The sequence below is a fragment of the Rhodococcus sp. IEGM 27 genome, assembly GCF_033142305.1.
In the GTDB taxonomy this organism is placed as follows: domain Bacteria; phylum Actinomycetota; class Actinomycetes; order Mycobacteriales; family Mycobacteriaceae; genus Rhodococcus_F; species Rhodococcus_F oxybenzonivorans.
In genome coordinates, this window is record NZ_JAWLSG010000005.1 from 510,313 (window position 1) to 524,034 (window position 13,722).

The 13,722-nt window shown below is 67.3% G+C and carries 9 protein-coding genes; all 9 read left to right on the plus strand.

Going from position 1 to position 13,722, the window contains the following annotated elements; genetic code table 11:
- Positions 1–42 precede the first annotated feature (42 nt).
- Complete coding sequence (locus R4P95_RS20410) at positions 43–1,629, plus strand: anthranilate synthase component I (RefSeq protein ID WP_317746144.1); 1,587 nt, start codon at positions 43–45, stop codon at positions 1,627–1,629.
- Positions 1,626–2,336 carry a TIGR02234 family membrane protein gene (locus R4P95_RS20415; RefSeq protein ID WP_317746143.1) on the plus strand — a complete coding sequence of 237 codons (711 nt, stop codon included), beginning with the start codon at positions 1,626–1,628 and terminating at the stop codon, positions 2,334–2,336. Before R4P95_RS20410 ends, R4P95_RS20415 begins: the two co-directional genes overlap by 4 nt.
- An 86-nt stretch (positions 2,337–2,422) precedes the next feature.
- Positions 2,423–3,232: an indole-3-glycerol phosphate synthase TrpC gene (gene trpC / locus R4P95_RS20420; RefSeq protein ID WP_213572361.1), complete on the plus strand. Its 810-nt coding sequence runs from the start codon at positions 2,423–2,425 to the stop codon at positions 3,230–3,232.
- Positions 3,233–3,294: 62 nt separating this feature from the next.
- On the plus strand, positions 3,295–4,617 hold the full coding sequence (trpB, locus tag R4P95_RS20425; RefSeq protein WP_159921833.1) for a tryptophan synthase subunit beta: 1,323 nt from the start codon (positions 3,295–3,297) through the stop codon (positions 4,615–4,617).
- Entirely contained in the window at positions 4,614–5,417 is an 804-nt protein-coding gene (gene trpA, locus R4P95_RS20430) for a tryptophan synthase subunit alpha (protein WP_159921834.1), read from the plus strand. The genes trpB and trpA overlap by 4 nt, the downstream gene beginning before the upstream one ends.
- Positions 5,414–6,451: a prolipoprotein diacylglyceryl transferase gene (gene lgt / locus R4P95_RS20435; protein ID WP_213572360.1), complete on the plus strand. Its 1,038-nt coding sequence runs from the start codon at positions 5,414–5,416 to the stop codon at positions 6,449–6,451. Before trpA ends, lgt begins: the two co-directional genes overlap by 4 nt.
- Positions 6,444–7,352 carry a TM2 domain-containing protein gene (locus R4P95_RS20440; protein ID WP_317746142.1) on the plus strand — a complete coding sequence of 303 codons (909 nt, stop codon included), beginning with the start codon at positions 6,444–6,446 and terminating at the stop codon, positions 7,350–7,352. The genes lgt and R4P95_RS20440 overlap by 8 nt, the downstream gene beginning before the upstream one ends.
- A gap of 285 nt (positions 7,353–7,637) precedes the next feature.
- A complete protein-coding gene (gene gltB / locus R4P95_RS20445) occupies positions 7,638–12,221 on the plus strand; it encodes a glutamate synthase large subunit (protein ID WP_317746141.1) in 4,584 nt (1,527 codons plus the stop codon).
- The gene (locus R4P95_RS20450) at positions 12,214–13,716 is read left to right on the plus strand and encodes a glutamate synthase subunit beta (RefSeq protein WP_213572357.1); all 1,503 of its coding nucleotides are present in this window, start codon (positions 12,214–12,216) and stop codon (positions 13,714–13,716) included. The genes gltB and R4P95_RS20450 overlap by 8 nt, the downstream gene beginning before the upstream one ends.
- Positions 13,717–13,722: the final 6 nt, after the last annotated feature.

Genomic DNA, 13,722 nt, shown 5'->3' on the forward strand with positions numbered 1-13,722 from the left:
GCGCACGCAGACGCGCCGAACGCGCCTGGGATGATGGTCGGCATGCACGGTGAGCCCACCACGATGTCCGCGCCCAAATCCGCCGCCACCCTGCCGGATGGCGGATCCGACTCGACCACCACGCGCGAGCAGTTCCACGCTCTCGCCGCCGAGCATCGGGTCGTCCCGGTGACTCGTAAGGTGCTGGCGGACGCCGAAACTCCGCTGTCGGCGTACACGAAGCTGGCGGGAAACAGGCCCGGTACGTTCCTGCTGGAATCGGCGGAGAACGGCCGCTCGTGGTCACGATGGTCGTTCATCGGCGCAGGAAGTCCCGCCGCGTTGACCGTCGTCGACGGGGAGGCGGCTTGGTACGGAAACGTTCCGGCGGGAGCGCCGTCGGGTGGGGATCCCATCGCGGCGCTCGGTCAGACCCTCGAGCTCCTGCGGAGCGAACGGTTGCCCGACCTGCCGCCGCTGACCGGCGGCATGGTGGGCTTCCTCGGCTACGACGCCGTGCGGCGCATCGAACGCATCGGTGAGCACGCCGTGGACGACCTGCAGATCCCGGAAATGGTCATGCTGCTCGCCACGGATCTGGCGGCCGTCGATCACCACGAGGGGGCCATCACCCTCATTGCCAATGCGGTGAACTGGGACGGCACGGACGAGCGGGTCGACGAGGCGTACGACAATGCCGTCGAGCGCCTCGACCGGATGACGGCCTCGCTGTCGGCGCCCGCGCCGTCCACGGTGTCCACGTTCGCCAAACCCGCACCCGACTACCGCCGGCAGCGCACCACCGAGGGATTCGGTGCGGACGTACAGCGCCTGGTGGGGGAGATCGAGGCGGGCGAGGCGTTCCAGGTCGTGCTGTCGCAGCGTTTCGAAATCGATTGTGCCGCTGCACCTATCGATGTGTACCGCATGCTGCGCGCCTCGAATCCCAGCCCGTACATGTACGTCCTCAACGTTCCCGGTGGTGACGGCGAGACCGCGTTCTCGATCGTCGGTTCCAGCCCGGAAGCGCTGGTGACGGTCAAGGAGGGTGTCGCCACCACCCACCCGATCGCCGGCACCCGGTGGCGCGGTGCCACCGAGGAGGACGACATCCTCCTGGAGAAGGATCTCCTCGCCGACGAGAAGGAGAACGCCGAGCACCTCATGCTCGTCGATCTCGGCCGCAACGACCTCGGCCGCGTGTGCGAACCCGGCACGGTGAAAGTGCACGACTATCGGCACATCGAGCGGTACAGCCACGTGATGCACCTCGTCTCCACGGTGACAGGCCACCTCGCGGCCGGCAAACAGGCACTCGACGCCGTCACCGCCTGCTTCCCGGCCGGCACGCTGTCGGGCGCGCCGAAGGTCAGGGCCATGCAGTTGATCGAGGAACTCGAACCGACGAGGCGCGGGATCTACGGCGGAATCGTCGGATATCTCGACTTCGCCGGCGACGCAGACACGGCGATCTCCATCCGGACGGCGCTGATCAAGGACGGCATCGGGTACGTCCAGGCCGGTGCCGGTGTGGTGGCCGATTCGAATCCCGAATACGAGGACACGGAGGCGCGGAACAAGGCCATGGCCGTGCTCAGCGCCATCGCCGCGGCGCACACGATGAAGACCCTGGGAGGCGGCACGCAGTGACCGAAGGGACCGGAGCGGGAACCGAGACTCCAGGACGCCGCCGGTCGATTCTCGCGGTGCTCCTTCTCGCCGTCGCGGCGGTGTGCTTGTGGGGAGCATCCCGGATGACGTGGGTGGAGGTCACCTCCTCCGACGGACTCGGTGAGCAGCGCACCACGGCGCTCGACGGGGGCACCTGGGCGGCGGCGCTCACGCCGCTGGCCCTGACCCTTGTTGCCGCCATCGCAGCGTCCTTCGCCGTCAAGGGCTGGGCGCTCCGCATTCTCGGCGTACTCGTTGCCGCCGTGGCCGTCGTAGCTGCCGTCCCGGCGGCAACTGTGCTCGTCTCCGGCGCAACGGACGAGCAGGCGGGACGGCTGGCGGAATTGCCGGGCCGTGCGGTGATCGATTCCGTGTCGGTGAATCAGGGGCCCGCGGTGCTGGCTCTCGCCGGTGCTGTCGCCGCCCTCGCCGCCGCCGTCGAACTGGCCCGCCGTCCACGGGTACGCGCCGGGCTCTCCTCGAAGTACGACAGCCCGGCCGCACGGCGCGCGGCGGCCAAGAAGACCAGCGCTGATTCCGCCGACGAGCCCCTCACACAACGCATGCTGTGGGACGCGCTCGACGCGGGCGAAGATCCGACGGTCGACGGCTCCCGCGCAGACAAGAAAGCCGATGATGTCGATCGGCTGGACGGCGGCACCAACGAGCCGGGTACCCGATCGTAAACAGAATCAGAGTGCCATCTACGCTTGCTTCACCCCTGATGATGTTCCTCACATCGGGTTCCTGCCCAGAAAGGACTCGGGCCACGATGACCGTTCTCGACTCGATTCTCGACGGAGTGCGCGCCGATGTGGCCGCCCGCGAAGCCGTCCTTGACTTCGCCGCTGTCAAGGCCGCCGCGGCTGCCGCACCGCCTGCGCTCGACGCGGCAGCTGCTCTGCTCGAGCCTGGCATCGGAGTCATCGCCGAAGTCAAGCGTGCAAGCCCGTCGAAGGGCCCGCTCGCCGAGATCACCGACCCCGCCGAACTCGCCAAGGCCTACGAGGCCGGAGGCGCCCGGGTCATCAGCGTGCTCACCGAGGAACGACGTTTTCAGGGATCCCTCGCCGACCTCGACGCCGTCCGGCGTGCGGTCAGCATCCCGGTTCTGCGTAAAGACTTCATCGTCGGGCCGTACCAGATCCACGAAGCCCGCGCGCACGGCGCCGACGTCGTCCTGCTCATCGTCGCCGCGCTCGAGCAGCATGCGCTGGCGTCGTTGATCGACCGCACCGAGTCGTTGGGAATGACCGCGCTGGTCGAGGTTCACACCGAAGAGGAAGCCAACCGGGCACTCGAGGCCGGCGCCAGGGTGATCGGCGTCAACGCCCGCAACCTCAAGACACTCGAGGTCGACAAGAACACCTTCGGGGAGATCGCACCCGGACTGCCCACCGAAACCATCAAGATCGCCGAATCCGGTGTCCGGGGTACCGCTGACCTCCTCGCCTACGCGGGTGCCGGAGCGGACGCCGTACTCGTCGGCGAAGGTCTCGTCACCAGCGGAGATCCACGCAAGGCCGTGGCCGATCTGGTCAATGCCGGGGCGCACCCCTCCTGCCCCAAGCCGTCGCGCTGAAGCGACTGCGGCCGAATTGACCCGGACGGCGGCAGCACCCGGCGTTGGGGCAGACTGGACCTGTGACTTCACGTAATCAGGACACCGTCTTCAAGGGTGGCGATCTGCCGACTGCCAGCGCCGGAATCGCCGAACGCACGTCGCACGACCCCGACTCCGGAGGACACTTCGGCGTCTACGGCGGACGCCACGTGCCCGAGGCGCTGATGGCGGTGATCGAGGAGGTCACGGCCGCGTACGACAAGGCGCGATCGGATGACACCTTCCTGTCCGAGCTCGATCGGTTGCAGCGCGATTACACGGGCCGCCCGTCACCCATCTTCGAGGCCACTCGGATGAGTGAATTCGCCGGGGGCGCGCGGCTGATCCTCAAGCGCGAAGATCTTAATCACACCGGCTCGCACAAGATCAACAACGTGCTCGGTCAGGTGCTGCTCGCCAAGCAGATGGGCAAGACCCGCATCATCGCGGAGACCGGTGCCGGTCAGCACGGTGTGGCCACGGCGACGGCGTGTGCACTGTTCGGGCTCGAGTGCGTCATCTACATGGGCGCGGTCGACACCGAGCGGCAGGCGCTGAACGTGGCCCGTATGCGGTTGCTCGGTTCGTCGGTGGTTTCTGTGGAGTCCGGCTCCCGGACGCTCAAGGATGCCATCAACGAGGCGCTGCGGGACTGGGTGACCAACGCCCACAACACGTACTACTGCTTCGGCACCGCGGCCGGACCGCACCCCTTCCCGACCATCGTCCGCGACTTCCAGCGTGTCGTCGGGCTCGAGGCGCGGGCGCAGGTGCAGGCGCTGACGGGCAGGCTGCCCGACGCCGTCACCGCGTGTGTCGGCGGCGGGTCCAACGCCATCGGAATCTTCCACGCCTTCCTCGACGACCCCGGGGTGCGGCTGGTCGGGTACGAGGCTGCCGGTGACGGAGTCGAGACGGGGCGCCACGCCGCCACCTTCGCGGCCGGCACCCCGGGCGCCTTCCAGGGTGCCTACTCGTATCTGCTGCAGGACGAGGACGGGCAGACCATCGAATCGCATTCCATCTCGGCTGGTCTCGACTATCCCGGCGTCGGACCGGAGCACGCCCTGCTCAAGGACATCGGCCGCGCCACCTACGAGCCCGTCACCGACACGGAGGCCATGGATGCCCTGCGCCTGCTGTCCGAGCGTGAGGGAATCATCCCGGCCATCGAATCAGCGCACGCCGTCGCAGGATCGTTGCGACTCGGCCGTGAACTGGGGGAGGGCGCGATCATAGTCGTCAGCCTCTCCGGGCGCGGCGACAAAGACATGGACACGGCGGCCAAGTGGTTCGGGCTCTTCGACCCCGACGCTGCCACCGAAACTCCCACGACCACCGACAAGGAAGGTTCCGCCAAGTGAGCGAACGACTCTCGCGCCTCGCCCCGACGTTCGCGCAGTGCCGTGAGGAGAAGCGTGCCGCTCTGGTCGGATACCTACCCGCCGGGTATCCCACCGTCCCCGAATCCATCGACGTCTTCAAGGCCATGGTCGACTCGGGCTGTGACATCGTCGAGGTCGGTATCGCCTATTCGGACCCGGTGATGGATGGACCCACCATTCAGGCGGCCGCCGAGAAGGCGCTGAGCAACGGCGTCAAGGTGCGTGACGTGTTCACGATCATCGAGCAGATCGCGTCGGTGGGCGGCAAGGCCGTGGTGATGACGTACTGGAATCCGGTTCTGCAGTACGGTGTCGACCGGTTCGCCCGTGACCTCGCGAACGCCGGCGGCCTCGGACTCATCACCCCGAACCTGATCCCCGAGGAGGCCGGCGAGTGGATCACGGCGTCGAAGGAACACGACCTCGACCGGATCTTCCTTGTTGCCCCGTCGTCGACCGAAGAACGACTGGCGATGACCCTGAAGGCGAGCAGCGGATTCGTGTACGCGGCGTCGACGATGGGGGTGACCGGCGCGCGTGACGCGGTGTCGTCGATGGCGCCGGAGTTGACCGCGCGCATCCGCGCCCATTCCGACATTCCGGTGGGTGTCGGTCTGGGTGTCCGTTCGGGGGCGCAGGCCGCCGAGATCGCCGCCTACGCGGATGCAGTCATCGTCGGATCTGCCCTCGTCACCGCGGTCGAATCCGGGCTCGACGCTGTGCGCTCGCTGACGAGGGAACTCGCCGAGGGCGTTCGCTCCGCTACCGTGGCGTCGTGACTTCCACTGTGGACGTGCTGGCGTATATTCCGAGTCCGCCTCAGGGCGTCTGGTACGTCGGCCCACTGGCCCTGCGCGCGTACGCGCTGTTCATCATCGTCGGCATCGTCGTCGCGATCTTCTGGGGCGACCGCCGCTGGGTCGCCCGGGGCGGCGAGAAGGGCACCGTGCTCGACATCGCCATCTGGGCGGTGCCGTTCGGGTTGATCGGTGGCCGGCTGTATCACGTCCTGACCGACTGGCCCACCTACTTCGGGGAGGGCGGGGATCCCGTCGACGCCCTGAAGATCTGGCAGGGCGGTCTCGGTATCTGGGGCGCGGTGGCGCTCGGCGGCGTCGGCGCGTGGATCGGCTGTCGCAGGCGTGGGATACCGCTGCCTGCGCTCGGCGACGCGGTAGCGCCTCCCATCTTGCTGGCCCAGGCGATCGGCCGAATCGGCAACTACTTCAACCAGGAACTGTACGGCCGGGAAACCGACGTGGCGTGGGGGCTCGAGATCTTCGAGCGCCGCAATGACGCCGGGCAGGTGCACCCCGAGTTGATCGACGGTGTCTCCACCGGGCAGGTCGCCTTCGTCGTGCACCCCACCTTCCTGTACGAAGCGCTGTGGAACGTGCTGATCGTGATCCTGCTGGTATGGGTGGACCGCCGCTTCCGTATTGGGCACGGCCGCCTCTTCGCCCTGTATGTGGCCGGGTACTGCGCCGGTCGGTTCTGGATCGAGCTGATGCGCAGCGATCACGCCAGCCTCATTGCCGGCGTCCGCGTCAACTCGTTCACCTCGGCGATCGTGTTCGTCGCAGCGGTGGTGTATGTCTTCGCCGCGACCAAGGGCCGGGAAGACCCGGCGGAGTTGCAACCGCATCATCCTGCCGCGGCGGAAGACGGGCCACCCGAGCAGGAGGCTCCCGCCCAGGACAACGGGGAGAAAGACAAGCCTGCGGGTGACGACAAGGCTGTGAGTACTGCGATTGCCGGCACCGACGCGGGCACGACGACCACCGACAGCAAGAAGGATGACGCGAATGACTGATCCGGGGAAAGCATCCGACGATTCCGCCAAGGCCGACACCTCCGGCGACGACACCCAGCGGGTGGATCTGGGGAAGAAGGGCGGGAGCGGTGAGTCGAGCCTTCCGCCCGAGTTCGGTTCGCCCTTCGATTACGACGCCACCGCCGAGGCATCGCTGTCGCAGCCACCCGCCACTTCGGACGCAACGCCCTCACCGGCGTCGTCGGGAACCGGGCCCGGATGGGACACCTACTCCGGGGTCGGCAATGGTCCCGGCTGGGGTTCGACTCCCACCTACCCGTCGCCGAGCGGGACCGAACCCACCACGGCACTGCCGAATGTGGGCGACACCCCGCCGCCGACCGCCCCGTACACCGGTTACGACAAGCCGCAGCAGCCTGCGGACGGCCCGACGTACGGCACCCCCGATCCGTACTACAACGCGCAGTACGGGACGTCGCCGCAGTCCGGGCAGGACTATCAGCAACCCGGCTACCCGCAGGCCGGTTACGGTCAGCCGGGTGCCGCACCCCAGAGTTACGGCCAGCAGAATTACGGCCAGCAGAATCCCGGACAGCAGTATGGCCAGCAGGGGTACGGACAGCAGGGATATCCGCAGCCCGGTTATGCCCCGGCCGGGTACAACGCCTACGTCGATCCGTCTGCGCCGTTCGGCCGGCACCCGGTCAGCGGTGAGCCGTACTCCGACAAGTCGAAGCTCACCGCGGGACTCCTGCAGATTTTCCTGGGTGCCTTCGGTGTCGGACGGTTCTACCTGAACCAGCCCGGCATCGCGGTCGCGCAGATCGCCGTCACCTGGCTGACGTGCGGATTAGGCGGGCTCTGGCCGCTGATCGACGGCATCATGATGCTGACGGGCAGCGTGAAGGACAAGTACGGACGACCTCTCCGGGACCAGTGACGACGTAGCGTCGCCGCTCGATTCCACCGCTGTGGCCCCTGTTGCTCCTGCGACGGGGGCCACAGTGCTGTCCTGTCCGGAAATCGGCATATCCGAGGCTTATCGGTGCTGGTAAGCTGAGCGCGCCGGATGTATGTCCGGTAACAACCTTCACGGGCCGAGGCTGTCCCGGTAGACCCCCGAAATGCAGTTAGCGCCCGTCGTGGCGACCCCGCTAGCGGAGGCCGCCGGCAGGGACGCGCAAGCGCCACCGGTGGTCCCCTCGGCCGATGTGGAGGTATATCGGTGCTGTTCTCTCAGTCGCCCGGTCCGCAAGGTCTCTACGACCCGGATCGCGAAGTCGATTCGTGCGGTGTCGCCATGGTGGTGAACGTGCACGGCCGCCGTTCGCACTCCATCGTCGCGGATGGTCTCGTCGCTCTGGACAACCTCGAGCATCGCGGCGCTGCCGGCGCCGAGACGAACAGCGGCGACGGTGCCGGAATTCTGGTGCAGCTGCCCACCGAGCTCTTCGAGGAGGTCGTCGATTTCGACCTTCCTTCGCCCGCCCCGGACGGAAGTAGTACTTACGCCGCGGGTTTCTGCTTCCTTCCTCGGGACCCGGAGGCGCGATCGACGGCCCGGAAGCGGATCGAGGACCTCGCCGAGGAGGAGGAGCTCGACATCCTGGGGTGGCGGGACGTGCCGATCGATTCGGAGGGCGCCGACCTCGGGGCCACGGCACGCGGATGCGAGCCGCACATGAGTCAGCTCTTCGTCGCGGCGCCGCCGACCGGCGGACGGCGGCCCAGTGGTCTCGACCTCGATCGCCTCGTCTACCCGCTGCGCAAGCGCGCCGAGCAGATCACTCCGGAGGTCGAGTCGAGCGGGTCGGGCGTCTACTTCCCGTCGCTGTCGAGCCGCACCATCGTCTACAAGGGCATGCTGACCGTTCCCCAGCTGCCTCTCTACTACGTGGACCTGCGGGATCCCCGCATGATGAGTGCGCTCGCGGTGGTGCACAGCAGGTTTTCCACAAACACGTTCCCGTCCTGGCCGCTTGCGCACCCGTTCCGCTTCGTGGCGCACAACGGGGAAATCAACACCGTTCGAGGCAACCGGAATCGGATGCGGGCGCGGGAGGCGATGTTGTCGAGTGCCGCCATCCCAGGAGACCTCCGAAGGTTGTACCCCATCTGCACCCCCGAGGCGTCGGACTCTGCCTCGTTCGACGAGGTGCTCGAGCTGCTGCATCTCGCGGGACGCAGCGTGCCCCATGCGGTGATGATGATGGTGCCCGAGGCGTGGGAGAACGACACGAAGATGTGTCCCGATCGGCGCGCTTTCTACCAGTTCCACGCATCGCTGATGGAGGCGTGGGACGGGCCGGCGTGTGTGACGTTCACCGACGGAACCGTCGTAGGGGCAGTGCTGGACCGTAACGGTCTGCGGCCCGGCCGCTGGTGGCAGACCGTCGACGGGCGGGTGATCCTGGCGAGCGAGAGCGGTGTCCTCGACGTGCCCCAGGACGAGGTCGTGGCGAAGGGGCGCCTCGAGCCGGGGCGCATGTTCCTGGTCGACACGTCGGAGGGACGTATCGTTCCCGACGACGAGATCAAGTCGCGGCTCGCAGCCGAGAAGCCGTACGCCGAGTGGCTCTATGCAGGGTTGCTCGACCTGAGGACGCTGCCCGAGCGACCGCACGCCCAGAACAACCACGAGTCGGTGGTCCGGCGACAGGTGGCGTTCGGCTACACCGAGGAAGATCTGCGGATCCTGTTGTCGCCGATGGCGGCGTCCGGCGGGGAGCCGCTGGGCTCGATGGGAACCGACACGCCCATCGCTGTGCTCTCCGCCCGGTCGCGGCTGCTGTACGACTATTTCGTCGAACTGTTCGCCCAGGTGACCAATCCGCCGCTCGACGCAATCCGCGAAGAGATCGTGACGTCGCTGTCCCGGGTCATGGGTCCGGAACAGAATCTGCTCGAGCCCACTGCGGCGTCGTGTCGTCAGATAGTGCTGCCGTGGCCGGTGCTCGACAACGACGACCTGAACAAGATCATCAATGTGAACGCGGACGGCAACCACCCCGGTCTGGCGGCGACCGTTCTGCGCGGTCTCTACGAGGTGGAGCGCGGCGGTGCGGGCATGGCCGATGCGCTGGAAGAACTGCGCATCCAGGCGAGCGCTGCGATCGCGCAGGGATACCGCACACTGGTGATCTCGGACCGCGACTCCGACCACACCCGCGCACCCATCCCGTCGTTGCTGGCCGTGGGCGCGGTGCATCACCACCTGATCCGCACCAAGGAACGAACGAAGGTGGCGCTGGTCGTCGAGTCCGGCGACGCCCGCGAAGTCCATCATCTGGCGCTGCTCATCGGCTACGGAGCGGCCGCGGTCAATCCGTACCTCGCGATGGAGTCGATCGAGGACCTGGTGTCGGAGGGCGAGCTGACGGGAGTCGATCACACGATCGCGGTGCGCAACTATCTGACGGCACTCGGCAAGGGTGTGCTGAAGGTGATGTCGAAGATGGGCATCTCGACAGTCGGTTCGTACACCGCCGCCCAGGCTTTCGAGGCACTCGGCCTCGACCGCGGCCTCGTCGACGAGTATTTCCGGGGGACCACCAGCAAACTCGGTGGCGTGGGACTCGACGAGATCGCGCGGGAAGTGCTGCTCCGGCACCGGCAGGCCTACCCCGACAATCCCACCGAGTACGCGCACCGCCGGCTTGCCCACGGCGGCGAGTACCAGTTCCGCCGCGACGGCGAACTGCATTTGTTCACGCCCGAGACCGTGTTTCTCCTCCAGCACGCCACCCGCACCGGCAGGCACGAGGTTTTCGCCCAGTACAGCGACGAGGTGAACAGGCTCGCTGCAGCCGGAGGTGCACTGCGCGGCCTCTTCAGCTTCCGTGAGGGCCTCCGGCCTCCGGTGCCGCTCGAGGAGGTGGAGCCGGCGGAGCGGATCGTCACTCGTTTCAACACCGGCGCGATGAGCTATGGGTCCATCTCCGCCGAGGCGCACGAGACGATGGCTGTGGCAATGAACAATCTCGGTGGGCGATCCAACTCCGGGGAGGGCGGGGAGAACGTCGACCGCCTCTACGACCCGTCCCGTCGCAGCGCCGTGAAGCAGGTGGCGAGCGGAAGATTCGGCGTCACCAGTGATTACCTCGTCAACGCGAGCGACATCCAGATCAAGATGGCCCAGGGAGCCAAGCCTGGCGAGGGCGGGCAGTTGCCCGCCTACAAGGTGTACCCATGGGTGGCGGAGACCCGGCACTCGACTCCGGGCGTGGGGTTGATTTCACCTCCGCCGCACCACGACATCTACTCGATCGAGGACCTCGCACAGCTGATCCACGACCTCAAGAACGCCAACGACCAGGCCCGTGTCCATGTGAAGCTGGTCAGTTCGGTGGGTGTGGGGACAGTGGCGGCCGGTGTCAGCAAGGCGCACGCGGACGTGGTCCTCATCTCGGGCAACGACGGCGGCACCGGCGCGACTCCGCTCACGTCGATGAAGCATGCGGGTACGCCGTGGGAGATCGGACTGGCCGATGCGCAGCAGACACTCGTGCTCAACGGTCTGCGCGATCGGATCACCGTTCAGTGCGACGGCGGCATGCGTACCGCGAAGGATGTCGTCGTCGCTGCGTTGCTCGGGGCGGAGGAGTTCGGCTTCTCGACGGCGCCGTTGATCGTGGCGGGGTGCATCATGATGCGTGTGTGCCACCTCGACACCTGCCCGGTGGGTGTGGCCACTCAGAACCCCGAATTGCGTAAGCGGTACACCGGCAAGCCCGAGTTCGTCGAGGAGTTCTTCCGCTTCATCGCCGAGGACGTGCGGCAGCACCTGTCGCGTCTCGGCTTCCGCAGCATCGATGAGGCGGTGGGGCACGCGGACATACTCGAGACGGCCGAGGGAATCGCGCACTGGAAGAGCCGCGGACTCGACCTCTCGCCGATCTTCGCGTTGCCGAAGGGCCCCGACGGGAGCCCACTCACCCAGCGGCGTAAGGTGACCGACCAGTACCATGCCCTGGACCGGGCGCTGGACCGCACGCTCATCCAGCTGGCCGAAGGTGCCCTCGAAGACGCGCATCCCGTCGAGATCGAGATGCCCGTGCGCAATGTGAATCGGACGGTCGGGACGCTGCTCGGTGCCGAGGTCACCCGTCGTTACGGTGCGGGTGGTCTCCCCGACGACACCATCCGGCTCACCTTCACCGGGTCGGCGGGTCAATCACTCGGTGCGTTCCTGCCGCCGGGCATCACCATCGACCTCACCGGCGACGCCAACGACTATGTCGGGAAGGGGCTGTCGGGCGGGCGAATCGTGGTGCGACCGGCCGCCGACGTCCTGTTCGTCCCGGAGACTCAGGTGATCGCCGGCAACACACTGCTCTACGGTGCGACCTCCGGTGAACTGTTCCTCCGCGGACGGGCCGGCGAACGGTTCTCGGTGCGCAATTCCGGAGCGACCGCCGTGGTCGAGGGAGTGGGCGATCACGGGTGCGAGTACATGACGGGCGGACGGGTCGTCGTCCTCGGTCCCACCGGACGGAACCTGGCGGCCGGAATGTCGGGCGGGATCGCATATGTGCTCGACCTGGACCCCGCCGACGTCAATCCGGCCATGGTAACCCTGCTGACACCCGACCCCGAGGACCTCGACTGGCTGTGCCGTACCGTCAGCGACCATCTGCACTGGACCGGCTCCACCGTCGCGGCTTCGATGCTCGCCGATTGGCCCCGGCGGTCGGCGCTGTTCACCAAGGTGATGCCGGTGGACTATCAGCGGGTTCTCGAGGCCACTCGGCTGGCCCGCGCCGAGGGGCTCGACGTGGACACCGCAATCATGGAGGCGGCTCGTGGCTGATCCGCATGGTTTCCTGCACATCCCCAAGAAGGAAGCACCCAAGCGACCCATTGCGGAAAGGGTGCACGACTGGCGCGAGGTCACCAGTCCGCTCAGTCCCGAGGAGCGCAACGCCGAGGTAGCCGAGCAGGCCACCCGCTGCATGGACTGCGGTATTCCGTTCTGCCACTCGGGAAGTGCGGGCTGCCCGCTGGGCAATCTGATTCCGGAGTGGAACGATCTCGTGCGCCGCGGCCGCTGGTCGGCGGCGAGCGAGCGTCTGCATGCGACCAACAACTTCCCGGAGTTCACCGGTAGGTTGTGCCCGGCGCCGTGTGAATCGGCGTGTGTGCTCTCGCTCGCCGACACCCACACGACGGGCAGCGTCACCATCAAGCGGATCGAGCAGACGATCGCCGACGTCGCTTGGGAGACCGGAACGGTGGAGCCTAAACCGCCGATGATCGCCACGGGCAAGAAGGTCGCGGTGGTCGGTTCCGGTCCGGCCGGGCTCGCGGCCGCCCAGCAGCTCACCCGCGCCGGACACGATGTCACCGTCTACGAGCGCGACGACCGGCTCGGGGGACTCCTTCGCTACGGCATCCCCGAGTTCAAGATGGAGAAGTCGGTTCTCGATCAGCGACTGGTCCAGATGCGCGCGGAGGGAACACATTTCGTCACCGACTGCGAGGTGGGTGTCGATCTCACCGTGGACCAGTTGCGGGCCAACTTCGATGCGGTGGTCCTTGCCATCGGCGCCCTGCGTGCCCGCGACAACACGACGGTTGAGGGCCGGGAGCTGGGCGGTATCCATCTCGCAATGGAGCACCTGGTGACGTCCAACAAGGAGTGCGAGGGTGACGGCCCTGCGTCGATCACCGCGAAGGGCAAGCACGTCGTCATCATCGGTGGCGGTGACACCGGCGCGGATTGCCTCGGAACTGCGCATCGACAGGGAGCGTTGTCGGTGACCCAATTGGACTACCGCCCGGAGTTGCCGAGCGAGCGGGACGAGTCCGTGACTCCGTGGCCGGCGTCGCCGATGGTGCTGCGCACGTCGCCGGCCCACGCGGAGGGCGGCGTCCGCCGGTATCAGGTTGCGGTGCAACGGTTCCTCGGTGACGAGAACGGAAACGTCAGGGCCATGGTGCTCGCGGAGGTCCGGGTGTCGAGGGAGGACGGCAAGCGCATCATCACCCCGGTGGGGGAGGAAATCGAATTACCCTGCGGATTAGCCCTTTTCGCGATCGGTTTCGAGGGCGTCGACCTCGGCCCGCTGCTCGACGACTACGGTTTGAGCCCCACCCGTCGGGGCGTGCTGTCCTGTGGTCCCGACTGGCAGACCACCGCACCGGGAGTGTTCGTGTGCGGCGATGCGCATCGCGGTGCCTCGCTCATCGTGTGGGCGATCGCCGAGGGCAGGTCCGCCGCGCATGCTGTCGATGCGTACCTCACAGGGGCGTCCGACCTCCCCTCGCCGGTGCATCCGACGGCGCTTCCGCTGGCCGTAGTCTAAATGGAG

Coding starts and splice junctions, on each gene's coding strand:
- R4P95_RS20410 (WP_317746144.1), top strand. CDS start 43: ATGCACGGTGAGCCCACCACGATGTCCGCGCCCAAATCCGCCGCCACC.
- trpC (WP_213572361.1), top strand. CDS start 2,423: ATGACCGTTCTCGACTCGATTCTCGACGGAGTGCGCGCCGATGTGGCC.
- R4P95_RS20440 (WP_317746142.1), top strand. CDS start 6,444: ATGACTGATCCGGGGAAAGCATCCGACGATTCCGCCAAGGCCGACACC.